This is a genomic window from Streptomyces hamibioticus, assembly GCF_047946815.1.
Lineage (GTDB): Bacteria > Actinomycetota > Actinomycetes > Streptomycetales > Streptomycetaceae > Streptomyces.
This window is the reverse complement of sequence record NZ_JBKKQY010000001.1, coordinates 3,216,499-3,237,620: the sequence shown is the minus strand read 5'-3', so window position 1 is coordinate 3,237,620 and position 21,122 is coordinate 3,216,499. Positions and strand designations below refer to the sequence as shown.

At 72.6% G+C, this 21,122-nt stretch carries 18 protein-coding genes and 1 pseudogene; 11 read left to right on the top strand and 8 right to left on the bottom strand.

Translation table 11 applies throughout. The features are described 5' to 3' along the window. The first annotated feature begins 14 nt into the window (after window positions 1-14). Window positions 15-1,085 (top strand): lysophospholipid acyltransferase family protein, encoded by a 1,071-nt coding sequence (locus ACLGIH_RS14500; protein WP_416525661.1) that lies wholly within the window; start codon window positions 15-17, stop codon window positions 1,083-1,085. A gap of 58 nt (window positions 1,086-1,143) precedes the next feature. Here ACLGIH_RS14500 and ACLGIH_RS14495 read toward each other — a convergent pair whose 3' ends face one another. The 3 genes from ACLGIH_RS14495 to ACLGIH_RS14485 form a co-directional block, all read right to left on the bottom strand. After that, window positions 1,144-2,388, bottom strand: a complete 1,245-nt coding sequence (locus tag ACLGIH_RS14495) for a DUF5667 domain-containing protein (protein WP_416525660.1) — start codon at window positions 2,386-2,388, stop codon at window positions 1,144-1,146. A gap of 240 nt (window positions 2,389-2,628) precedes the next feature. Then, entirely contained in the window at window positions 2,629-3,417 is a 789-nt protein-coding gene (locus ACLGIH_RS14490; RefSeq protein ID WP_416525659.1) for an ECF subfamily RNA polymerase sigma factor, BldN family, read from the bottom strand. A 330-nt stretch (window positions 3,418-3,747) separates the two neighbouring features. Then, complete coding sequence (locus ACLGIH_RS14485) at window positions 3,748-4,662, bottom strand: HAD family hydrolase (protein ID WP_416525658.1); 915 nt, start codon at window positions 4,660-4,662, stop codon at window positions 3,748-3,750. 174 nt (window positions 4,663-4,836) lie between these two features. On the opposite strand from ACLGIH_RS14485, the gene ACLGIH_RS14480 reads away from it, so the two are divergent. The 5 genes from ACLGIH_RS14480 (at window position 4,837) to ACLGIH_RS14460 (ending at window position 10,609) form a co-directional block, all read left to right on the top strand. Beyond that, a complete protein-coding gene (locus ACLGIH_RS14480; RefSeq protein ID WP_416525657.1) occupies window positions 4,837-5,133 on the top strand; it encodes a glutaredoxin family protein in 297 nt (98 codons plus the stop codon). Between the two features lie 274 nt (window positions 5,134-5,407). Further along, window positions 5,408-6,169, top strand: a complete 762-nt coding sequence (locus ACLGIH_RS14475; RefSeq protein ID WP_416525656.1) for a redox-sensing transcriptional repressor Rex — start codon at window positions 5,408-5,410, stop codon at window positions 6,167-6,169. Continuing rightward, the gene (locus ACLGIH_RS14470; RefSeq protein WP_416525655.1) at window positions 6,166-7,911 is read left to right on the top strand and encodes a glutamyl-tRNA reductase; all 1,746 of its coding nucleotides are present in this window, start codon (window positions 6,166-6,168) and stop codon (window positions 7,909-7,911) included. Before ACLGIH_RS14475 ends, ACLGIH_RS14470 begins: the two co-directional genes overlap by 4 nt. Beyond that, window positions 7,908-8,918 carry a hydroxymethylbilane synthase gene (gene hemC, locus ACLGIH_RS14465; protein ID WP_416525654.1) on the top strand — a complete coding sequence of 337 codons (1,011 nt, stop codon included), beginning with the start codon at window positions 7,908-7,910 and terminating at the stop codon, window positions 8,916-8,918. The genes ACLGIH_RS14470 and hemC overlap by 4 nt, the downstream gene beginning before the upstream one ends. Further along, window positions 8,915-10,609: a bifunctional uroporphyrinogen-III C-methyltransferase/uroporphyrinogen-III synthase gene (locus tag ACLGIH_RS14460; RefSeq protein ID WP_416525653.1), complete on the top strand. Its 1,695-nt coding sequence runs from the start codon at window positions 8,915-8,917 to the stop codon at window positions 10,607-10,609. Before hemC ends, ACLGIH_RS14460 begins: the two co-directional genes overlap by 4 nt. Window positions 10,610-10,728: 119 nt before the next feature. Here ACLGIH_RS14460 and ACLGIH_RS14455 read toward each other — a convergent pair whose 3' ends face one another. Beyond that, complete coding sequence (locus ACLGIH_RS14455; protein ID WP_416525652.1) at window positions 10,729-10,947, bottom strand: DUF397 domain-containing protein; 219 nt, start codon at window positions 10,945-10,947, stop codon at window positions 10,729-10,731. Then, window positions 10,944-11,768: a helix-turn-helix domain-containing protein gene (locus tag ACLGIH_RS14450; protein WP_416525651.1), complete on the bottom strand. Its 825-nt coding sequence runs from the start codon at window positions 11,766-11,768 to the stop codon at window positions 10,944-10,946. Before ACLGIH_RS14450 ends, ACLGIH_RS14455 begins: the two co-directional genes overlap by 4 nt. Before the next feature lie 361 nt (window positions 11,769-12,129). Here ACLGIH_RS14450 and ACLGIH_RS14445 point away from each other — a divergent pair, with 361 nt between their 5' ends. Next, window positions 12,130-13,062, top strand: coding sequence for a helix-turn-helix domain-containing protein (locus tag ACLGIH_RS14445; protein ID WP_416525650.1), 933 nt, complete (start codon window positions 12,130-12,132; stop codon window positions 13,060-13,062). 18 nt (window positions 13,063-13,080) lie between these two features. Here the strand turns inward: ACLGIH_RS14445 and ACLGIH_RS14440 are convergent, their stop codons facing one another. Then, on the bottom strand, window positions 13,081-14,472 hold the full coding sequence (locus ACLGIH_RS14440; RefSeq protein WP_416525649.1) for an FAD-binding oxidoreductase: 1,392 nt from the start codon (window positions 14,470-14,472) through the stop codon (window positions 13,081-13,083). A 237-nt stretch (window positions 14,473-14,709) separates the two neighbouring features. Between ACLGIH_RS14440 and hemB the strand changes: the two genes are divergently transcribed. From hemB to ACLGIH_RS14425, 3 genes and pseudogenes are all read left to right on the top strand, one after another. Beyond that, window positions 14,710-15,705 (top strand): porphobilinogen synthase, encoded by a 996-nt coding sequence (gene hemB, locus ACLGIH_RS14435; RefSeq protein ID WP_416525648.1) that lies wholly within the window; start codon window positions 14,710-14,712, stop codon window positions 15,703-15,705. A gap of 95 nt (window positions 15,706-15,800) precedes the next feature. Beyond that, window positions 15,801-15,992 (top strand): annotated as a pseudogene (locus ACLGIH_RS14430) (PLP-dependent aminotransferase family protein); the annotation flags it as partial. 380 nt (window positions 15,993-16,372) lie between these two features. Beyond that, window positions 16,373-18,532 carry a peptidoglycan recognition protein family protein gene (locus ACLGIH_RS14425; protein WP_416529382.1) on the top strand — a complete coding sequence of 720 codons (2,160 nt, stop codon included), beginning with the start codon at window positions 16,373-16,375 and terminating at the stop codon, window positions 18,530-18,532. Between the two features lie 204 nt (window positions 18,533-18,736). On the opposite strand, the gene ACLGIH_RS14420 is transcribed toward ACLGIH_RS14425, so the two are convergent. Further along, complete coding sequence (locus ACLGIH_RS14420) at window positions 18,737-19,579, bottom strand: helix-turn-helix domain-containing protein (protein ID WP_416525647.1); 843 nt, start codon at window positions 19,577-19,579, stop codon at window positions 18,737-18,739. 7 nt (window positions 19,580-19,586) lie between these two features. Then, window positions 19,587-20,369 carry a peptidoglycan-binding protein gene (locus ACLGIH_RS14415; protein WP_416525646.1) on the bottom strand — a complete coding sequence of 261 codons (783 nt, stop codon included), beginning with the start codon at window positions 20,367-20,369 and terminating at the stop codon, window positions 19,587-19,589. A 304-nt stretch (window positions 20,370-20,673) separates the two neighbouring features. Between ACLGIH_RS14415 and ACLGIH_RS14410 the strand changes: the two genes are divergently transcribed. Beyond that, window positions 20,674-21,066 carry a peptidase inhibitor family I36 protein gene (locus tag ACLGIH_RS14410; RefSeq protein WP_416525645.1) on the top strand — a complete coding sequence of 131 codons (393 nt, stop codon included), beginning with the start codon at window positions 20,674-20,676 and terminating at the stop codon, window positions 21,064-21,066. The last annotated feature ends 56 nt before the right edge of the window (window positions 21,067-21,122 follow it).

The following is a 21,122-nucleotide window of genomic DNA, read 5'->3' as shown; positions in this document are numbered from 1 at the left end:
GGAGCGCATCAACGATGGCGGACGCCAAGGTCATTCCGTTCGACGACGACCGGTCCCGCGGGGGCGCGGTGCAGCGCCCGTCGCGGCGCCGCACGGCGGGGAGCCGGCGCAAGGGTGCGGCGGAGCCCGCGCCGGTACGTGAGGTGCAGCCCCTGCCGGTGCGGGGGGCCGCGCAGGACGAGGTCCCGGTGACGCGGCAGGGTCCGGTGGACCCGCCCCGGGAGCAGCCGGACGACGAGGCCGGGGGCGGGCTGGAGCGCCGTGTCGCGGGCGGCCTGGCCTTCCTGCGCCGCCGCCTCACCGGCGACTACGAGGTCGACGACTTCGGCTACGACGCCGAACTGACCGACCAGGTGCTGATGTCCCTGCTGCGCCCGGTGTACGAGAAGTACTTCCGGGTCGAGGTGAAGGGCGTGGAGAACATCCCGGCCGAGGGTGGTGCGCTGATCGTCGCCAACCACTCCGGGACGCTGCCGCTGGACGGCCTGATGATGCAGGTCGCCGTGCACGACAACCACCCGGCGGGCCGGCACCTGCGCCTCCTCGCCGCCGACCTGGTCTTCGTCCTCCCGGTCGTCAACGAACTCGCCCGGAAGCTCGGCCACACCCTGGCCTGCGCGGAGGACGCCGAGCGGCTGCTCGGCCAGGGGGAACTGGTCGGGGTGATGCCGGAGGGCTTCAAGGGCATCGGCAAGCCCTTCAGCGAGCGCTACAAGCTCCAGCGGTTCGGCCGCGGCGGCTTCGTCTCCACGGCGCTGCGGCAGGGCACGCCCATCGTGCCGTGCTCGATCGTGGGGGCGGAGGAGATCTACCCGATGATCGGCAACGCCAAGACGCTGGCGCGGCTGCTGGGCTTCCCGTACTTCCCGCTGACGCCGACGTTTCCGTGGCTGGGGCCGCTGGGGGCGGTGCCGCTGCCGACGAAGTGGACGATCCAGTTCGGCGAGCCGATCCCGACGGACGGGTATCCGGCGGAGGCGGCCGAGGACCCGATGCTGATGTTCAACCTGACCGACCAGGTCAGGGAGCAGATCCAGCACACCCTCTACAAGCTGCTGGTGCAGCGCCGGTCGGTGTTCTTCTAGGCGACGGGGGCGCCCCCTGTCGCAGGGAGCGCCCCCATCGCCGTGTCGATCAGCCGCCTCAGTCGGTGTCCTCGCCCTCGATGCCCAGGCCGGGCAGCAGGCCGGGCAGCAGGGGCGGGAGCGTGACGTCGGGCTCGGGGACCGGCGTCCGGCCGCCGCCCGTGGACGGCGAGGCGCTGCCGCTGTCCTTCGGGGGATCGAGCAGTCCGCCCGTGCCGCCGCCGATCAGGCCGTCGTCCTCGCTGCCGGAGCCCGCGGACTCGCTGGGGCGCTTGCTGTCGGTGCGGCCGCCGTCGGACGAGCTGTCGCGGCTGCCGGTGCTGGGCGGCGTCGAGCGGTCGTGGCCGGGCGTGTCCGTGACCGTCGACTCGGAGCCGCCGCGCTGCCGGCCTTCGCCGTCGTCCTGTGCCGGGGGTTCCGGCAGCAGGGACCGCAGCGGGGCCACGTCCTCTTCTATGGCGTCGAACACCGACGTCACCTGCTCGCTCACGTCCCCGAGCTGCACGGGCAGGCGCTCACGGATCGCTCCCCAGGTCTCGCGGTGGGCCTGCGAGAAGGCGGAGAGGGCCTGCATGGGGCCGAGCGAGTCGGGGTCGCGGGCGTAGGCCGCGCTGAGCAGGCGGTGGCCCTCGGACGCGTCGTGCCGCATGCCGGACAGGGCGCGGCGGATCTCCCCGACGGATTCGTGGTCGAGGTGGCCGCTGCGGCCGCGCTCCAGCAGCCGGCGGGCCTCGCTCAGCCGGGTCGACGCCTGGTCCAGGAAGGCCCGGCCGCGCTCGCCGTCCCCGTCGGCGAGACCGAGCTTGAAGTCCTCGATGCCGCGCTTGAGGCCGTAGAGCGAGTCGCCGGGCAGGGCGTCCGAACTGGCAGCGGCGACTCCGCCGAAGGCTCCCGCGGCCACGCCGACGCTGAGTCCGCCCGCGGTGAGGCCCTTGGCCAGGCGGGTGCGCGGCCGGAACCGCTTCAGCGGGGTCGCCCGATGGGCCCCACGGGCCCGGCGCTGCTCGGGCACCGACGGGTCCGCCGCCTCGCCTCCGGCGCCGCCCTCCTGCAGCATGGCCTCGAACGCGGCCACCAGCTGGGCCCGCTGGACGACCTTGACCTCGGGGTCCAGCTCCGGACGGGGCAGCGACTCGAGACCGGTGGTGAGGGCCAACAGGCGCCCCTGCTCGGTCTGTTCCGCCGCATCGTCGGCCGGTGCGGATCTTTCGGTCTGCTCGGCTGCCGCGCCCCGATCGGACTGCTCCTCCAGAGCCTGGGCGAAGGCGTTCGCCCGCCGGTGCGCCGATACGTTCGCGATCACTGGCGGCACCTCCTCTCGTCATGACGGTCGACTCCCCAGGGGGTCCTGAGGGTTGCACACCCCGACCGAAACCACACGATCGTGTGATCGGAGTCGGCCAGGGAGTGACCACAGGGAGCCTGCATCCCGCACAACGAGTGGCGCGGCACTTGGGTTACGGACGGTGGATGAGCGGACCGCGGAGTCAACAGAACTTCACCGAAGGTGACTTGGGAATGGCGGAGAGTTGCGCTGCCGGTGTCAGCGTGCGTCGTCCGGCAGCAGCCGGGCCAGGGTGCGGACGGCCCGGTACTGGAGGGTCTTGATGGCGCCCTCGTTCTTGCCCATGACGCGGGCGGTCTCGGCGACGGAGAGGCCCTGCAGGAAGCGCAGGGTCACGCATTCCTGCTGCTGGGGGTTGAGCCGGCGGACGGCGTCGAGCAGGGCGGCGTTGGACAGGGACTCCAGGACGGAGTCCTCCGGGGAGCGCTCGACCTCGTTGGCGTCGAGCATCTCGCCGGTGGTCACCTCCAGCCGGAAGCGGCTGGACTTGAAGTGGTCGGCCACGAGGTTGCGCGCGATGGTGACGAGCCAGGCGCCGAAGTCGCGGCCCTGCCAGGTGAAGGTGCCGATCCTGCGCAGCGCCCGCAGAAAGGTCTCGCTCGTCAGGTCCTCGGCGGTCGCCTTGCCTCCCACCCGGTAGTAGATGTAGCGGTACACGGTGTCGCTGTACTGGTCGTAGAGCCGCCCGAAGGCGTCGGCCTCGCCGGCCTGGGCGCGCTCCACGAGGTCCATCATGCGGGCGCTGTCGCTGTCCGCGGCGGGACGCCGGGTGGTGGTGGCCCCCGCCCCGGACGACCGACCGCGTCTGCCGACGGCGGCGCTGCCGTCGGCGAGCGCGTAGCACGGCGCGGCGGGGGCGGTGGCTGCGGCGAGGGCGGGGACGGCGTACGCGGTGGGGACGAACTCGCGCAGCAGGCCTTTGACCGAATCGACCGTTGCGCGCAGCGTAGCCAGGCCCGAGGCGTCAACCCCGACGTGTGGGTACACGGGACTCCCAGAGGCAGAGCTTCCATCACGTGCAGTGCGGGACCTTTCACCCGTCGTAGCGACGGAGGGGTACCGGTTTGCGTCTGAGGAGAATAACGCTTCGTGCAGGCCCTGCTACGCCCAGTTGCTCAAATCATCGATTACGTCGCTTCTGTAGCCGATTGACGGCTGATCAGATGCCAGAGAGTGATCGATTTCTGATCGGAACGGTCCGGGTTCCGGATGTTCGTAGCGCGTCTTGTGGTCGGGTGGGATGAGGGAGGAGTGGGGCGGGTCCCGGGCGGGTACGTCAGTTGAATTGCCCGCGCCTCCGCGGCTCCGCGGCCCGTGTCAGCGCCTGCGGCGGTGCAGGGCGATGGCCGCCGCCGTGCCGCCCGCCACCGCGCCCACGCCGGCCGCTGCCGGGATGCCGACCTTCGCCGCCTTCCGCCCCGTGCGGTAGTCCCGCAGGCGCCAGTCCAGCCGGCGCGCGTGTTTGCGCAGTTTCGAGTCGGGATTGATCGCGTAGGGGTGACCGACCAGCGACAGCATCGGGATGTCGTTGTGGGAGTCGCTGTAGGCGGCGCAGCGGGTGAGGTCCAGCCCTTCCGCGATCGCCAGCGCGCGGACCGCCTCCGCCTTGGCCGGGCCGTGCAGCGGCTCGCCGACCAGCTTGCCCGTGTAGACGCCGTCGACCGACTCCGCCACCGTGCCCAGCGCGCCGGTCAGGCCCAGTCGGCGGGCGATGACCTGCGCGATCTCCACCGGTGCCGCCGTCACCAGCCACACCTTCTGGCCCGCGTCCAGGTGGGCCTGGGCCAAGGCCCGGGTGCCCGGCCAGATGCGCTCGGCCATGTACTCGTCGTAGATCTCCTCGCCGATCGACTTCAGCTCGGAGACCCGGTGGCCCTTCACGATCGACAGCGCCGAGTCGCGCGCGTCCTGCATGTGCTCCGGGTCCTCGACCCCTGCCAGCCGGAACCACGCCTGCTGCCAGGCGAACCGGGCCAGGTCCCGGGTCTCGAAGAACCTCCGCTTGTACAGGCCCCGCCCGAAGTGGAACAGCGCCGCGCCCTGCATCACGGTGTTGTCGAGGTCGAAGAACGCCGCCGCCCGCTCGTCGCCGTGGACCGGGAAATCCGGTTCCCCGGTGACCGGTGCCTCCTGCGTGGATTTGCGGGCTGCCTCCGCCGAGGCCTCGCCTGCCAACACGCTCCGCGCCGTGGCGGAGCGCCTACGGGGGGTGAGCCATCCGAGAGCGGCCATGCCCGTGAGCATAGCCAGTTTGTTCGGGCGTACCGGAGTCGAGAGGTTCGCAGGCTGTGAACTCTCCGCGACCGTGTCGTTAAACGGCTCGTCCGGCCGGCGCGGCGGCGTGCGGCCGGGGCGGGCGGACTGCTCGTCCCGGCGGGGCTCCCCGACGGGCCGCACCGCGGGAGAATGGCCGACATGAGTCCCCTGTTCCGCGGAAAGACCTCTCAGCGCCCTGAGAACCATCTCGTCACCCTCATCCGCAAACCCGGCTGCCACCTGTGTGATGACGCACAGACCGTCGTCGAGAAGGTGTGTGCCGATCTCGGCGTTCCCTGGGAGTCCAAGGACATCACCCAGGACCGCCAACTCCACGACCAGTACTGGGAGCAGATCCCCGTCGTGCTGGTCGACGGCAGGCAGCACACCTTCTGGCGTGTGAACGAGGGCCGGCTGCGCAAGGCACTGACCGAGCAGTCCAAGTAGTCCGGATGGTCGCTTAGGATCGATGGCGACGTGGTCTCGGGGGCGATGATCGTGAGGAGCGTGTGCGGTTTTGCCCCCAATGAGAGAGGAACGAGTGCGCGAGTGCGCCGGTTCCGCGTCCGTGCGCCGGGGGCGCGTGACCCCGGTCACGTTGGCCGGGCAAATCGGACACCATCTTTGTGCACGCGTTCACAAAGACATAGCCTGCATTCGACGGGGCGGTCATGTAGGGACGTATGACCGCCTAGAGCCCCGCTCTACCCGCAGGAGCACCGTGGCAACTGGCCGAACACACCGACCGGCGACCCGTAGCCGAGGGATTCCCGAGGCCACCGTCGCCAGGCTTCCGCTGTACCTCCGTGCCCTCACCGCGCTCTCGGAGCGCTCGGTACCCACGGTCTCCTCCGAGGAGCTGGCGGCCGCGGCGGGCGTGAACTCCGCGAAGCTGCGCAAGGACTTCTCCTACCTCGGCTCCTACGGGACCAGGGGCGTCGGCTACGACGTCGAGTATCTCGTGTACCAGATCTCCCGTGAACTCGGCCTGACCCAGGACTGGCCGGTTGTGATCGTCGGTATCGGTAACCTCGGCGCCGCGCTCGCCAACTACGGCGGCTTCGCCTCCCGTGGCTTCCGGGTCGCCGCGCTCATCGACGCCGACCCCACGATGGCAGGAAAGCCCGTGGCCGGCATCCCGGTGCAGCACACCGACGAGCTCGAGTCGATCATCCAGGGCAACGGCGTCTCCATCGGCGTGATCGCCACCCCGGCCGGCGCCGCCCAGCAGGTCTGCGACCGGCTGGTGGCCGCCGGGGTCACCTCCATCCTGAACTTCGCGCCGACCGTCCTGAACGTCCCCGAGGGCGTCGACGTGCGCAAGGTCGACCTCTCCATCGAGCTGCAGATCCTCGCCTTCCACGAGCAGCGCAAGGCCGGCGAGGAGGCCGCCGCCGAGGGTGCCGTACCGGCGGTCGCCGCCCGCAAGCGGTCCGCCCACGAAGGGCCAGACGGGGACGTCCCCGCCGTGATGCCGGCATGAGCCTCCTCGTCGTCGGACTGAGCCACCGCAGCGCGCCGGTCAGCGTGCTGGAGCGGGCCTCCCTCAGCGCGGACGCGCAGCTCAAGCTGGTCCAGGACACCGTCGCCGCCGAGCCCGCCACCGAGGCCGCGGTGCTGGCCACCTGCAACCGCATCGAGCTGTACGCCGACGTGGACAAGTTCCACGCCGGTGTCGCCGAGCTGTCCACGCTGCTCGCCCAGCACAGCGGGCTCGGCCTGGAGGAACTCACCCCCTATCTCTATGTGCACTACGAGGACCGGGCCGTCCACCACCTGTTCTCGGTGGCCTGCGGGCTGGACTCGATGGTGGTCGGCGAGGGGCAGATCCTCGGCCAGATCAAGGACTCCCTCGCCAAGGCGCAGGACCAGCACACCGCCGGACGGCTCCTGAACGACCTGTTCCAGCAGGCGCTGCGGGTCGGCAAGCGCGCCCACTCCGAGACCGGCATCGACCGCGCCGGGCAGTCCCTGGTCACCTTCGGCCTGGAGCAGCTGGCTGCCGGAGGCGATGTGGCGGCGTGGGCCCGCGGCAAGAAGGCCCTGGTCATCGGCGCCGGTTCGATGTCCTCGCTGGCCGCCGCCACGCTGGCGCGGGCCGGGGTCGCCGAGGTCGTCGTCGCCAACCGCACCTTCGACCGCGCCGAGCGCCTCGCCGCGATCCTGAGCGAGGGCGACGACACGGACGTGCTGGCCCGCGCGGTACCGATGGAGTCGGTGCCGGTCGAGCTGACACGTGCCGACGTGGCCGTCTCCTGCACCGGAGCGACCGGCCTGGTGCTGACCGCCGACGCGGTGGTGACGGCCGTCGAGGGCCGCACCGGCGAGCCGGTCGCGGAGACCGGCAGTGACCGCCGTGGCACCGCCGCCGCCACGGACGTGCGAGAGGGGCGCGACGTCCGCGAGACGCCGCTGCCGCCCACCTCCGTCGCCGAGGACGGCTGCCCGCTGGACCTGTCCACCGTGCCGTCCGGCTTCTCCGTCATGGGCGAGGCCGCCGTGGCCGGCATGGACGCGGCGACGCTGGAGCAGCACGCGGCGTGGGTCGCGGGCGGCACGGCCGTGGACCGGACGCGGGAGAGCGGGCGCCGCAGCCCCGAGGCGGACGCCGAGGCCGACGCCGAGCTGATCACCGCGCTCGCCGCCACCGCCGCGACCGTCGGCCGCATCCCGGAGCGCCGCCGGCCCGAGCCGGTCGCCGAGGTGCCGCGCCCACGGCCCGCGCTCTTCCTGCTCGACCTGGCGATGCCGCGGGACATCGACGCCGCCGTGCACCGGCTGGGCGGGGTGCGGCTGGTGGACATCGAATCGCTGGCCGAGGCCTCCGCCGACGCACCGATGGCGGCCGACGTCGACATGGTCCGCCGGATCGTCGCCGACGAGGTCGCCGCCTTCGGCGCGGCGCAGCGGGCCGCGCACATCACGCCCACCGTCGTGGCGCTGCGCAGCATGGCCGCGGAGGTCGTGGCCGGCGAGATCGCCCGGCTGGAGGGGCGGCTGCCCGGCCTCGACGACAAGCACCGCGCGGAGATCACCCAGACCGTCAAGCGCGTCGTCGACAAGCTGCTGCACGCGCCGACCGTGCGGGTCAAGCAGCTCGCGGCGGAGCCCGGCGGCGCCGGGTACGCGGACGCGCTGCGCACCCTGTTCGACCTCGACCCGGAGACGGTCGCGTCCGTCTCCCGGGCCGGAAACAGCACCGAGAAGAACCGAGGGCCGGCATGACTGACAAGGCACTGAGGCTGGGGACCAGGCGGAGCAAGCTCGCCATGGCCCAGTCCGGGCAGGTGGCCGAGGCCGTGAGCCAGGTGACCGGGCGGCCCGTCGAGCTGGTCGAGATCACCACGTACGGCGATGTGTCGCGGGAGCAGCTCGCGCAGATCGGCGGCACGGGCGTGTTCGTGGCGGCACTGCGTGAGGCGCTGCTGCGGGGTGAGGTCGACTTCGCGGTTCATTCGCTGAAGGACCTGCCGACCGCGCAGCCCGACGACCTGGTGGTGGCCGCCGTGCCGCAGCGCGAGGACCCGCGGGACGTGCTCGTCGCCCGGGACGCGCTGAAGTTCACCGATCTGGCCGCGTCCTCCCCGACCGGGGTGGCGCGGATCGGTACTGGTGCGCCCCGGCGCATGGCGCAGCTGAACGCGTACGCCCGCGCGCACGGGCTGGAGATCGAGACGGTGCCGATCCGCGGCAACGTCGACACCCGGATCGGGTACGTCCGCAAGGGCGAGCTGGACGCCGTCGTGCTCGCCGCCGCCGGACTGAACCGGATCGGCCGGACCGACGAGGTGACCGACTTCCTGTCGGTCGACACGGTTTTGCCCGCCCCCGGCCAGGGGGCCCTGGCGATCGAATGCTCCGCGGACGACGCGGATCTGATCGCCGCGCTCGGCGAGCTCGACGACCCGCTCACGCGGGCCGCCGTGACGGCCGAGCGGTCCCTGCTCGCCGCCCTGGAGGCCGGCTGCAGCGCCCCCGTGGGCGCGTTGGCCGACCTTCCCCTGCTCTCGGCTCCGCTCGAGCGGGGGGACCCCCAGGCCCACGGGCAGATTGTCAAGGAAATGCGCCTGCGGGGCGTCGTCGGCACCACCGACGGCTCCACGCTGGTGCAGCTGTCCACCACCGGTCCCGTGCCCGAGACGCAGGACCAGGCGCTGGCGCTCGGTCGCGAACTCGCCACCGACATGCTTGCCCAGGGCGCGGCCGGTCTGATGGGGGAGCGAGCACGATGAGCCCCACCACCCTTCCCGCCGGTCCGGAACACGGGCACGTCACCTTCCTCGGTGCCGGACCCGGGGATCCGGGACTGCTGACTCTGCGCGCCGTGGAGGCGCTGGCGAACGCGGACGTCCTCGTCGCCGAGCACGAGGTGCTCGACGTCGTACGTACGCATGCGCGGCAGGGCGTCGCCGAGGTGCAGACCGACGGTGACGAGTCCTCGTCGGGCACGCCTCAGCTCACGGTCGTTGACGGCACGTCAAAAACCGTTGGTGCCCCTGCGATGAGGGATGCCGCACATCTTGTCATGGAGGCCGCGCGGGGCGGCAGGCGGGTCGTGCGTGCGGTGTCCGGTGACCCCGGGCTCGACACGTACGCCGCCGAGGAGATGCTGGCCTGCGCCGCCGCCGGAGTCCCCTTCGAGGTGGTCCCCGGCATCGCGGCCGCCGTCGGCGTCCCCGCGTACGCCGGTGTGCCGCTGCGCGACGCCGAGGGCGCGGACGTCCGGTTCGTGGACGCCCGTACCGCCTCGGACCGCTGCTGGACCGAGGTCGGCGCCTCCGACGGCACGGTCGTGGTGTCGACCACGCTGGACTCGGTGGCGGCGGCCGCGGGCGAGCTGGTGTCGGCGGGCCGCAAGCCGGACACCCCGCTGACGGTGACGATCGCCGGCACCACGACCCGCCAGCGCACCTGGACGGCGACCCTCGGCACGATCGCGCAGACGCTGAAGCAGGCGAAGGTGCTGCCGTCCCCGGACGGCGGCCGCCCGGTGATAGCCGTGGTCGGCGAGCGCAGCGCCACCGCCCGGCGCGACCAGCTGTCGTGGTTCGAGTCCAAGCCGCTGTTCGGCTGGAAGGTGCTCGTGCCGCGGACCAAGGAGCAGGCGGCGTCGCTCTCCGACCAGCTGCGGTCCTACGGGGCCGTGCCGCACGAGGTGCCGACCATCGCCGTCGAGCCGCCGCGCACGCCCCAGCAGATGGAACGTGCGGTCAAGGGCCTGGTGACCGGCCGCTACGAGTGGATCGCGTTCACCTCGGTCAACGCGGTCAGGGCGGTCCGGGAGAAGTTCGAGGAGTACGGCCTCGACGCCCGCGCCTTCGCCGGGATCAAGGTCGCCGCGGTCGGCGAGCAGACGGCTAAGGCCCTGATCGCCTTCGGCGTCAAGCCGGACCTGGTGCCGAGCGGCGAGCAGTCGGCCGCCGGCCTGCTGGAGGACTGGCCGCCGTACGACCCGGTCTTCGACCCGATCGACCGCGTCTTCCTGCCCCGTGCGGACATCGCCACGGAGACGCTCGTCGCCGGGCTGATCGAGCTGGGCTGGGAGGTGGACGACGTCACCGCCTACCGGACGGTGCGCGCCTCGCCGCCGCCGGCCCAGACCCGTGAGGCGATCAAGGGCGGCGGTTTCGACGCGGTCATGTTCACGTCGTCCTCGACGGTGCGGAACCTGGTCGGCATCGCGGGCAAGCCGCACAACGTGACGGTGATCGCCTGCATCGGCCCGGCCACGGCCAAGACCGCGGAGGAGCACGGGCTGCGGGTCGACGTGATGGCGCCCGAGCCGTCCGTGCTGAAGCTGGCCGAGGCGCTGGCCGAGTTCGGCGCCAAGCGCCGGGCGGCGGCGATCGAGGCCGGCGACCCGGTGACCCGGCCGAGCGAGCGGCGGCCGGGGGCGCGCAGACGCCGGTCGACGACCACGTGAGGTGAGGCGGGGCGCCCTCGACGGGGCCGCCCCGCCTCGGCGACGCAGGGCTGTGGGCCGACACGTTCCGGGCTCGCGGTGGTGGACACCGGGGCCACGGCATCCCGCGCCCGGGATCGCTAGGGCATGTCGCCGTACGCGGTGGCGTACGGCAGGAAGTCGGCCCACGTGGTGGGGGTGAGGGCGATGCGGGGTCCGTGGGGGTTCTTGGAGTCGCGGACGAGGATGCGGTGGGGGATGGCGGCGACCTCCACACAGGACGGGCCGTCGTCCGAGCTGTAACTGCTTTTTATCCACCCCAGCTCGCTACCGGCTCCGCCAGAGGACTTGAGGGTCATGACTCTCCCAGCACTTTCTCGATGAAGGCCAACGACTCCCGTGGCGTGAGAGCCTGCGCCCGGATGATCCCATAGCGCATGTCGAGGATCGTGGTCTCTTTCGGGTCGGTGATCGCGCGGTTGGTGAGCTGTACCTCGTAGAGGCCGACTGTGGTTCCGTCCTTCAGCTTGAGCAGCCGGAAGGGGCCGCCGAGGCCCGAGTTCTCCTCTCGGCCCAGCGGCAATACCTGTAGGTCCACGTTCGGCTGCTCGGCTGTTTCCAACAGCCGTTCGAGTTGTCCGCGCAGCACCATCTCGCCGCCGATCCGGCGGCGGAGGGTCGCTTCACACAGCACGAAGCTGAACATAGGGTTGCAAAAGAGGATCTCCTGCCGGGCCATCCGTGCCGCAACCCGCTGGTCCAGTTCCTCTTCCATGAACGGCGGGCGACGGGAACTGAACACGGCCCGGGCGTACTCCCTGGTCTGCAACAGGCCGTCGATGACCGAGTTGTTGTAGGAGCAGATCTCTACAGCCCCGGCCTCCAGGCGCTTCACGTCCCGCACCTTCTTCGGATACCGGACCTCCGCCACATCCCGCTTCAGTGCCGCGATCTTGCCTCCGGCCCCCAGTACCTCGTCCGCGCCGTCCAGATACTCGGGACGGGGGATGCGCCGCCCCCGCTCCACCGACGACGCCAGGTCCTCCCCGTACCCGATGGCCGCACCGAACTCGGCCTGGGTGAGCCCGGCCGCCTCGCGCCACAGCTTCAGTTGCCGGGACACCGTCCGCATGACGGCCCCGGCCTCCTCGTCATCCGGCCCCGCGTCCCAGTCGCTCACGTCCGTTGCCCTCCCGATACCCCTTGGCCGTACGGGCCGCTCTCTTTACAGCGTACGCACGCATGAACACGTTGGGTGACGGTAATCGGTGAACAACCGGAGGCCGGAAACTCGGGAGCCGGTGGGCTGTCCGCCGGGGGTGCGGGCGGTCAAAGAGAAAGAACTGTGGGGAAAGAACCTTCCCAACCCGACCAAACCCCGTGTACGTCACCCGGGGGAGTGAACCGCCGCAACTCGGCTGGCGCGGTGGGGGATTGGGCGGGCAGTCTCGGGCCAGACAACCGCAGACATGCATCGGCCCCCGCCGGGACGGCAATCCCAGTGCGAGGGCCTGACCAACGAGGAAGAACGGACCTTCCCCATGGCTGAGACGAAGCCTAACGCTGCCCTGCGCCCGCGTCAGGGCGTTCCGCACAGCGCCACCCACTCCGGTGTCACCCACGTACGTGCGTACCAGCCCAACCGGTACACGATCATCGGGAACCACCTGGCCCAGCACCGGGGGCTGTCCCTGACCGCCATCGGGCTCGCCGTCCACATCCTGTCGCTGCCGGAGGGCGCCTCCGCGGACATCCGCACCCTCGCCGCCCACTTTCCCGAGGGACGCGACCGCATCGCCTTCGCGCTGCGGGAGCTGGAGGCGACCGGGTACATCGACCGGGTGCGGGAGCGGGTCGGCGGTGGGCGGGTGGTCACGCGGACGTACGCCCACCATGCCCCGGCCCTGAGCCGGGCCGCGGCGGAGCGGCAGATGCCGCGCGAGGCGTGCGAGGCGGGTGGCAGCGAGGCGGCCGTAGCCGTACGGGACGAACCCCCGGCACGGGAGTGCGTACCGCCCCCGCCCGCTGACCGTGTCGAGCCTGCGGAGCCGCCCCGCAGTGAGCATCACGACCAGGCCTTCGCCCTCCTCGCGGGTCTGCGCCGCACGGACAGCCGCCTCACCCTCTCCGCGCGGGACGTGCACCGGCTGACCCCGGCGGTCACCGCCTGGTTCGACAACGGGATCGGCAGGGCGGCCGTGCACCACGCCCTGACCGCCGACCTTCCCGCCCTCGTGAAATGCCCGGCCAGCCTGCTCGCCCACCGGCTGCGAGAACTGCTCCCGCCGCCCTTGCCACCCCAGCCGGAGGCCCCTGCAACCGGCACCGGGACCGGGCGGCACCGGCCGCACCCGTTCCAGGACTGCGACGGCTGTCATCGCGTCTTCCGCGCACCCGAGCCGGGCCGCTGCCGCGACTGCCGCTCCGTGTCCCCTGCCCGCACGGCGACGGTGGATGCCGTGCGTGCGGCCTGAGCCGGGCCCGGCGTCCGGTCAGACCGCGTCCACCGGCACCGCGTGGCCGTAGCGCAGGAGGTCCGCCGGGTCGTAGTGCTGCTTGGCGCGGACCAGGCGGGCGTAGACGTCCGGGGTCCACGCGCGGGCCCGGTCGGTGGCGTTGCCGGGGGCGCCGTGGATGTTGACCAGGGTGCAGCCGGTGCCGTAGGGGGCCATCGCCCCGCAGAGGCCCCGGAGGGCGCGTTCGACGTGTGCGGCGGCCTGTGGAGCGGCCAGGACCGCGACGATTTCGAGCAGGTGGCCGGCGTCGCGTCCGCTGACGGCGTCCGCGACGGGCGTGGGGCGGGCCAGGGCGCCGCCCATGTGGCGCAGTCCCACGTTCAGGATCGGGTAGTCCTCCGCTGCCCCGGGGCCGGCCTGGCCGAGGAGGGCCCGCCGCGCCTCGGGGGGCAGTTCGCGCAGCAGTGCGCACGTCTCGCGGGCGGGGAGCGGGTCGGACGGTTCCGCGTAGACGCTGTCGATGGCGGTGTACGGGATCTCCTCGACGGTGTCGATCGCCACCGGGGCGGCGGCGCGGATCGGTGCCAGCAGGCGCTCGCCCTCGGCCGTGTCGCCGGTCCAGGCCACCGCGACGCGGGCCCAGAAGCCGCCCCTCAGCGGCTCCGGGATCTGGGGGAGCGGGGGCAGGCGCAGGAGTGAGAAGGCGCTGCACATCTGTTCCGGTACGGTCCGCGTCCAGTCGGCCCAGGCGCTCAGCAGGGCCTCGGCGTGCTCACCGCGGCAGTGGACGCCGCCGCCGAGGATGCGGGAGAGCGGCAGCAGTTCGCACACCAGGGAGGTCACCACACCCACGTTGCCCTTGCCGCCGCGCAGCGCCCAGAACAGCTCGGGTTCATGCAGGGCGTCCGTGTGGCGCAGGGTGCCGTCGGGGGTGACGACCTCGAAGGAGCGGACGTGGTCGGCGGCGTAGCCGTAGGTGCGGCCGAGGACGGGGAGGCCGCCGCCCAGGGTGTAGCCGACGGCGCCGACGTCCGTGGAGGAGCCGCTGAGCGCGGCCAGCCCGTGCGGGGCACCCGCCTCCAGGACGTGCCGCCACTTCGCGCCGGCGGCGATCGTCGCGGTGCGCTCGCGCGGGTCGACGTGGACGTCCGTCATCCGGCTCGTGGTGACCAGCAGGCCGCCGATGATCGGGAAGTTGGCGCCGTGACCGGTGGCCTGCACGGCGACCGGGGTGCCGGTGGCGGCGGCCCAGCGCATGGCGGCCACCACGTCGTCGGCGCAGGTGGCTCCGACGACGAGGTCGGGATTGTGGGGCGCGGCCAGGTTGAAGCCGGTCACCTCGGCGGCGTAGGCGTCGTCGCCGGGGTACAGGACCGGGCCGCGGACGGCGCCGGACAGGTCGGGGCGGGGGTGGTGGGTGGCGGTCATCGCGTCCTCCGCGGTGCGGCTACGGAGGGACGGCGGCGGCACCGGTCAGGCGTCGACGAGCGGCGGAAGGCGGACGCCGTCGGGGTCCTTGTCGCAGGGATCGGGTTCGTGGCGCAGGGAGTTGCCGGGTCCCTGTTCCACCAGCATCCTCCCGGCCGGGGCCGCCCGCACGCGGGGGCCGTCGCACCGACTGGGCGTCGGCAAAGGCACCGCCGGGGCGGGCGTAGCGTAGGTGGCATGACGACGTACGGATCCTTCCCCGGCACCCGGCCCCGGCGGCTGCGGACCACCCCGGCCATGCGTCGGATGGTCGCCGAGACCCGGCTGCACCCCGCCGACCTCATCCTTCCGGCCTTCGTGCGCGAGGGTGTGAGCGAGCCGGTGCCGATCGGGGCGATGCCGGGGGTCGTGCAGCACACGCGGGACACCCTGAAGAAGGCCGCCGCGGAGGCGGTGGCGGCCGGGGTCTCCGGGATCATGCTGTTCGGCGTGCCGGAGGAGTCGAAGAAGGACGCCGCGGGGACGGCGGGTACCGATCCGGACGGGATCCTGCAGGTCGCGCTGCGCGATGTGCGGGCCGAGGTCGGTGACGAGCTGCTCGTCATGTCCGACCTGTGTCTCGACGAGTTCACCGACCACGGGCACTGCGGGGTACCGGACGCCGAGGGGCGGGTCGACAACGACGCCACCTTGGAGCGGTACGCCGAGATGGCGCAGGTGCAGGCCGACGCCGGGGCCCATGTGGTCGGCCCGAGCGGGATGATGGACGGGCAGATCGGCGTCATCCGGGACGCGCTCGACCAGATCGGGCGGGAGGACGTCGCCATCCTCGCCTACACCGCCAAGTACGCCTCCGCCTTCTACGGGCCGTTCCGGGAGGCCGTCGGGTCGTCCCTCAAGGGCGACCGGAAGACCTATCAGCAGGACGCCGCCAATGCGCGGGAGTCGATGCGGGAGCTGGCGCTCGACCTCGAAGAGGGCGCCGACATGGTGATGGTGAAGCCGGCGGGGCCCTACCTCGACATCCTCGCGCGCGTCGCGGACGCAGTGGACGTACCGGTCGCCGCGTACCAGATCTCCGGCGAGTACGCGATGATCGAGGCCGCCGCCGAGAAGGGCTGGATCGAGCGGGACCGGGCGATCCTGGAGACCCTGACCGGCATCAAGCGGGCCGGGGCGCGCAACATCCTGACGTACTGGGCGACCGAGGTGGCGCAGAAGCTGGGCCGGTAGCCCGCCCGGAGGCGGGCGCCCGGGCGGCCGGCGGGTGGCGGGCGGGGCCCCGCAGCCCGGCCCACATCGCGGAAATGTGCTTGTAGGCGGCACATACATCTCCCCTGCTTCCCGAGGTGGTCCGGCACGACGTGGCGTACGTCCCCGGGGCGCCCTCCTCCGCCGGGGACGCCGACCGTCGCACGCTCCGGCTGTGCTTCGTGACGCAGACGCCGGAGGAAACCACCGAGGGGCTGCGCAGGCCGGGGGAGGCGCTGGGGGCGGCCCGGTCGCCGGAGCGGCCATGACGCGGGCACCACGGGTGGCGGGATGGTGAGACACGCAGCGGTCCGGGTCGCAAATCCATAGATCTCTACCCGGGTCCAGGACATTGATGCGCCTTGCCTGCCCACCCGGAGGAGAGCGCCGCCGCACGACGGTGTACTTTCTCTCTTCGCAGGGGGAGGGAGGGGCGGCCGAGTCGCCCCGTGGCGCCCGTCGAGGGCGTTCTACCAAGGGGGAGGGCCGCGTGCGGCAGCGTCGGGCATGGGTGGCGGCGGCCACCGCGGTCGCCGGACTGGGCGGAGTGCTCTGCTTCCAGGGGCTGACCGGTACCTCGGACCAGGACGGGACGGTCGGCGCGGGGCCGACGCCGGTCAGTGCCGAGTCGCGGACCGTGCGGTTGACGATGGATGACGAGGGCCGTTCCGCCTCTCTTCCGCAGCGTGACACGGAGCCGTTCAGCATGCTGGGCGTCACATGGACCGATCCGTCGGCACGCGTGAGCGGCACGGTCGAGGTCCGGACGCGCTCCACGGAGTCCGGGCAGTGGTCGACGTGGCTGCGACTCGAAGGCGACAGCGGTCAGGGCGAGAGGGGAGCCTCGCGCGGCGGCACCGAACCCGCGTGGGCCGGGCCCTCGGACGGCGTCGAGGTTCGTCTGCGCGCGGCGGACGGGAGGACATCGGCCGGGCTCCCCGCCGGTCTGCGACTGGACATGATCGACCCCGGCAGTGGCAGGGCCAGCGGTATGGAGCCGGCGGCGTTCGCCGTCGAGGAGTCCGCGTCCCCGCCTCCGGCCGAGGTGCCCGCGTCCCCGCCTCCGGCCGACGTGCCCTCGGAGTCGGCCGATGCTCCCACGCCCTCGGCGGCACCGACCGAACCGGAGACTCCCCCGGCCGGCGCCACACCCGAGGAGCCCGCCGGCACCGGTTCGGCGACCCCGTCCGGTACCCCGAGCATCTCCCCGACGCCCTCCGCCCCCGAGTCCTCCGCATCGTCGAGCCCCGCGCCGACGGTGAGCGTCCCCCCGGCCCCGCCGTCCACCGTGCAGCAACCGCCGATCACCTCTCGGGCCGGCTGGGGCGCGGACGAGTCGATCAGCCCGGAGGAGCCGGGATATCTTCCCGGCGGCAGGATCAAGGCCGTCGTCGTCCACCACACCGCCGAGTCCAACAGCTACACCTGCGCCCAGGCCCCGGCGGTCGTCCGCGGCATCTACGCCTACCACGTGAAGCAGCTGGGCTGGAAAGACATCGGTTACAACTTCCTCGTCGACAAGTGCGGCACCGTCTACGAGGGCCGCAAGGGCGGCGTCGACCGGCCCGTCATGGGAGCGCACGCCTACGGCTTCAACTCCGAGACCACCGGCATCTCCGTGCTCGGCACCTACACCGACACCGCCCCGTCACAGGCCGCGATGGCCGCCGTGGCGCGGGTGGCCGCCTGGAAGCTCGGCCAGTACGGCGTCGATCCCGCGAGCACCGCCACGCTCACCGCGGGTGCGAGCGGCCGCAGTTACTCCGGCAAGACCTGGGCCAGTGGCGCCCAGGTGTCCTTCCCCGCCGTCCACGGCCACCGCGACGGCTACAACACCCAGTGTCCCGGTGACGCCTTCTACGGCCGGCTCGCCACCGTCCGTTCCTGGGCCGCCGGTCCCGTCACCGGCCTGGCCATCAAGTCGGTCACCGGCGCCGGGGTGTCCGGCACGACCTACTACACCAAAGCCGGCATCACGGTGAACTGGTCGGCAGGCACACCGTCATCGCTGATCTCGCGGTACGAGCTGCTCGTCGACGGCAAGCCCCTCTCCACCGCCGCGGCGACCGCCACCTCCGCCAAGGCCACCCTCGCCGTCGGCAGTCACAAGGTCGCGGTGGGGGCCGTGCACCAGTCCGGCAGGACCTCCACGACACCCGCGGCCACCGTCGTCGCGGAGACCACCGCCCCGAGCTTCACCACCAAGCCGAACCTCGCCCTGCGCACCGGCACGGTCAACACCACGGCCGTCCCGCTCACGCTGAAGTGGAAGGCCACCGACAGCGCCGCACTGAAGGAGGTACGCCTGACCGCGCCGGTCGCCAAGACGTACGGCCCCACCACCTACAGCGCCTCCCACACCGCGAAGTCCGGTGTGGCCACGACCTGGAGGATGACCGCCCACGACCAGGCCGGCAACGCTGCCTCCGCCTCTGTCACCGGCACTCCCGTCATCCTCCAGGAGACCTCCGCCACCCGTTCCGGCACCTGGAGCACCAAGTCGTCCACCAGCTACCTGGGCGGGAAGTCGTACTCCAGCACGGCCAGGAACGCGAGCCTGACGTGGACCTTCACCGGCCGGTCAGCGGCCTGGGTGGTCTCCCGCGCCTCGGGTTCCGGACAGGCGCACGTCTACGTCGACGGCGTCAAAGCCGCCACCGTCGACCTGAAGTCGGCCACCACCAAGTACCGCGACGCGATCTGGACCAGGACCTGGAGCACCAGCGCCAAGCACACCATCAAGATCGTCGTGGTCGGCACCCAGGGCCGTCCGACCGTCACCACCGACGGACTCGTCTACCTCCGATGACGTCTCCCCGGCCACGGGCGACGTCCGTGCCCGGGGCCCGGCTTCCGGGCAGCCCCCCGAGACCGACCCCGCCGTCCCCCTGGTCGGGACGTCTGCCGACCGTGGTGTTCCCCTCCCACGGCGGGACCGCACGTCACCGCCCGAAGGTGATGCCCGCCGCTCGCCTTGAACACACCCTTCCGGGAGCGTGGCGCCGGCCGCGGCTCACTCCACCCGGGTGGTGAAGCACTCGCGCTCGCCGTCCGCCGCGGGGCCGAAGCAGGCGCGCAGGACGGCTCCGGGGCGGGCCGCGGTCATGGTGGTGTGGATGTACGCCTCCGCGTCGAGGGCGTCCGCGATCTCGACGTCATGGGTGGGGCCGCCCGCGGCCACCTCCAGCCGGTCGCCGACGCGCGTCCCCCACATCCGGGCCCAGCCCGCCCGGCACTCCTCGCTGTAGCGCAGCTCCACCCGGGCCCCGGTGGCCGTGCGGTGCGTGGACAGGGTCTTCGGGGCGCCGCCGCAGATCATGTGCATCGGGTTCTGGCCCTCGCAGCCGGCGTCCCGGCAGCGCGGTCCGGGCGCGGACGGCGACGGGGCCGGCGGGGACGACCGAGATGTGCCGTCCTGGCGGGCCAGCAGGACGGCGGCCACCGCCACGCTGCCCGCGGCCAGCGCGCACAGCAGCACCAGGAGTGTCACGGCCGCCCTGCTCCGCCGGGCGCCGGTACGGCCGTCGTCCCGCGGTGGCGCCGGTGCCGGTGCCGGTGCCGCCACCGGTTCGGCAGGCGGCGGTGACGGCGTACCGCGTCCGCTCCACTCCGCCTCCGCGATCTCCCACAGGGCCAGGCACCGCCCGTCCGCTTCACCGGCGAGCCGGCACAGGTCCCGCACCGCCCGGCGGGGCGGCAGCGCCTTGCCGTTGAGATAGCGTTCCCACGAGGACTTGCTATACGTGGTGCGTTCCGCCAGGCCCGCCAGGCTCAGGCCGGTGCGCGCCTTCAGTTCCCGCAGCGCGGCGGTGAGCCGCGCCCGCTCCGGTGACGTGGACGTCGACGTACTGGTCATACCGTGGTCAACTCCGCAGCGCCCGCCAGGTGTGCGGGCCGATGATGCCGTCCACGACCAGACCCTCCCGCTTCTGGACGCGCTTGACGGCGCTCTGCGTCAGCGGGCCGTAGATCCCGTCGATCTCCCCCGGCTCCAGGCCCGCCCGGTGCAGCAGGCACTGCGCCTCGGCGACCTCCGGCCCGGCGTGCCCGTACGCCAGGATGGCGTCCCGGGTACGGCTGTTGCCCGCGTACCAGCGTCCGTCGATCCGTTCCACCCGGCAGCTGTAGGTGACCGGCGACCGGGCGGCCGACGCCGGAGCGGACGCCGGGGCGGTGGTGGCCGGGCCCGACTGGCCCGCCGCGTCCTCGCCGTCGCCGCCGGTCTTCTGGGCCACCAGCAGCACCGCCGAGGAGGCGGCCAGCACCAGGGCCACGGCCGCCGCCACCAGCGCGACGAGGGAGCGCCCGCGCAGGCGCTCGCGCGGCAACGTTCCGTGCGCATCGCCGGGCGTCTGCGGCGCGGACGCGTCCCCGCGCCGGTCCGCCCAGACCGCGGCGGCGACCTCGTGCAGGGCGAGCAGCCGGGTCGGCTCGTCACCGCCGAGCCGGGCGGCGGCCTCGACGGCCTCCCTCGGCGGCAGCGACCTGCCGTTCAGATACCGCTCCCACGACTTGGCGCTGTACCCGGTCTTCGCCGCCAACTGGCGCATGCTGAAACCGCCGTGGTCCTTCAGCCGGCGCAGGCGCACCACCAACTGGCGCACGCGCGGGTCGAGGTCTGCGGGCAGCTCTTTCCAACGCGACATGTTCCCCCCACTCGCGTACGCGGTCCCCGGTCACGGGACCCTTCCCCTGGCCGCATTCTGCCCCAGTGGCCCCGGTCCGTACCGAACGGTGGCTTCCGCACGGGTGCGGAATCGGCCACCCGCCCGTCCCGGGCGTCCCGCCGCACCGACTCGGCGGGCGGCGTCCTTGCAGGTCAGCGGGTGGGACGTCCCGTGAGTGCGTCAGTTCCGCGGCAACTGTGGAGACCTGTGCCCCGGGCCCCGCAGTCTTGGTGCCGAGCCGGCCGGTGCAGGCCGGCCCACCCAGACCTGAAGGGGGAACAGCATGTACCTGACCAAGAAGCTCGCTGTCGTCGCCAGTGGCGTGGCACTGACCGGGGGTCTGCTGGCCGGGAGCGCGGGGACGGCCGGGGCGGCACCGGCGGCACCGGCCGCGCCGACGGCGGCGAAGGACTGCCCGTCGGGCTGGTTCTGCGTCTGGTCCGGGAAGAACTACACCGGCCGGATGCAGAAGGTCGCGGGCAAGAACGAGGACCTGACCAAGTACTCGGTCTTCCAGGGCTTCAGGTCGTGGTACAACCACGGCGCGTCCTGCGACTTCAAGTGGTACTCGGCGAAGAACTACCGCGGCTCCAGCGGTGTCATCCCGAGGGGCTACAAGACGACCGACAGCGCGTACCACTACATCAAGTCCAACAAGTGGGTCAACTGCCGCTGACGCGCCCTGGTCCGACCGTCTGAACCGACCCCATGAACGGCCGCGGCCCGTCCTCC

Coding starts and splice junctions, on each gene's coding strand:
- ACLGIH_RS14500 (WP_416525661.1), top strand. CDS start 15: ATGGCGGACGCCAAGGTCATTCCGTTCGACGACGACCGGTCCCGCGGG.
- ACLGIH_RS14485 (WP_416525658.1), bottom strand. CDS start 4,662: ATGGCCGCTCTCGGATGGCTCACCCCCCGTAGGCGCTCCGCCACGGCG.
- ACLGIH_RS14480 (WP_416525657.1), top strand. CDS start 4,837: ATGGCCGACATGAGTCCCCTGTTCCGCGGAAAGACCTCTCAGCGCCCT.
- ACLGIH_RS14470 (WP_416525655.1), top strand. CDS start 6,166: ATGAGCCTCCTCGTCGTCGGACTGAGCCACCGCAGCGCGCCGGTCAGC.
- hemC (WP_416525654.1), top strand. CDS start 7,908: ATGACTGACAAGGCACTGAGGCTGGGGACCAGGCGGAGCAAGCTCGCC.
- ACLGIH_RS14460 (WP_416525653.1), top strand. CDS start 8,915: ATGAGCCCCACCACCCTTCCCGCCGGTCCGGAACACGGGCACGTCACC.
- ACLGIH_RS14455 (WP_416525652.1), bottom strand. CDS start 10,947: ATGACCCTCAAGTCCTCTGGCGGAGCCGGTAGCGAGCTGGGGTGGATA.
- ACLGIH_RS14445 (WP_416525650.1), top strand. CDS start 12,130: ATGGCTGAGACGAAGCCTAACGCTGCCCTGCGCCCGCGTCAGGGCGTT.
- ACLGIH_RS14440 (WP_416525649.1), bottom strand. CDS start 14,472: ATGACCGCCACCCACCACCCCCGCCCCGACCTGTCCGGCGCCGTCCGC.
- hemB (WP_416525648.1), top strand. CDS start 14,710: ATGACGACGTACGGATCCTTCCCCGGCACCCGGCCCCGGCGGCTGCGG.
- ACLGIH_RS14425 (WP_416529382.1), top strand. CDS start 16,373: ATGGATGACGAGGGCCGTTCCGCCTCTCTTCCGCAGCGTGACACGGAG.
- ACLGIH_RS14420 (WP_416525647.1), bottom strand. CDS start 19,579: ATGACCAGTACGTCGACGTCCACGTCACCGGAGCGGGCGCGGCTCACC.
- ACLGIH_RS14415 (WP_416525646.1), bottom strand. CDS start 20,369: ATGTCGCGTTGGAAAGAGCTGCCCGCAGACCTCGACCCGCGCGTGCGC.
- ACLGIH_RS14410 (WP_416525645.1), top strand. CDS start 20,674: ATGTACCTGACCAAGAAGCTCGCTGTCGTCGCCAGTGGCGTGGCACTG.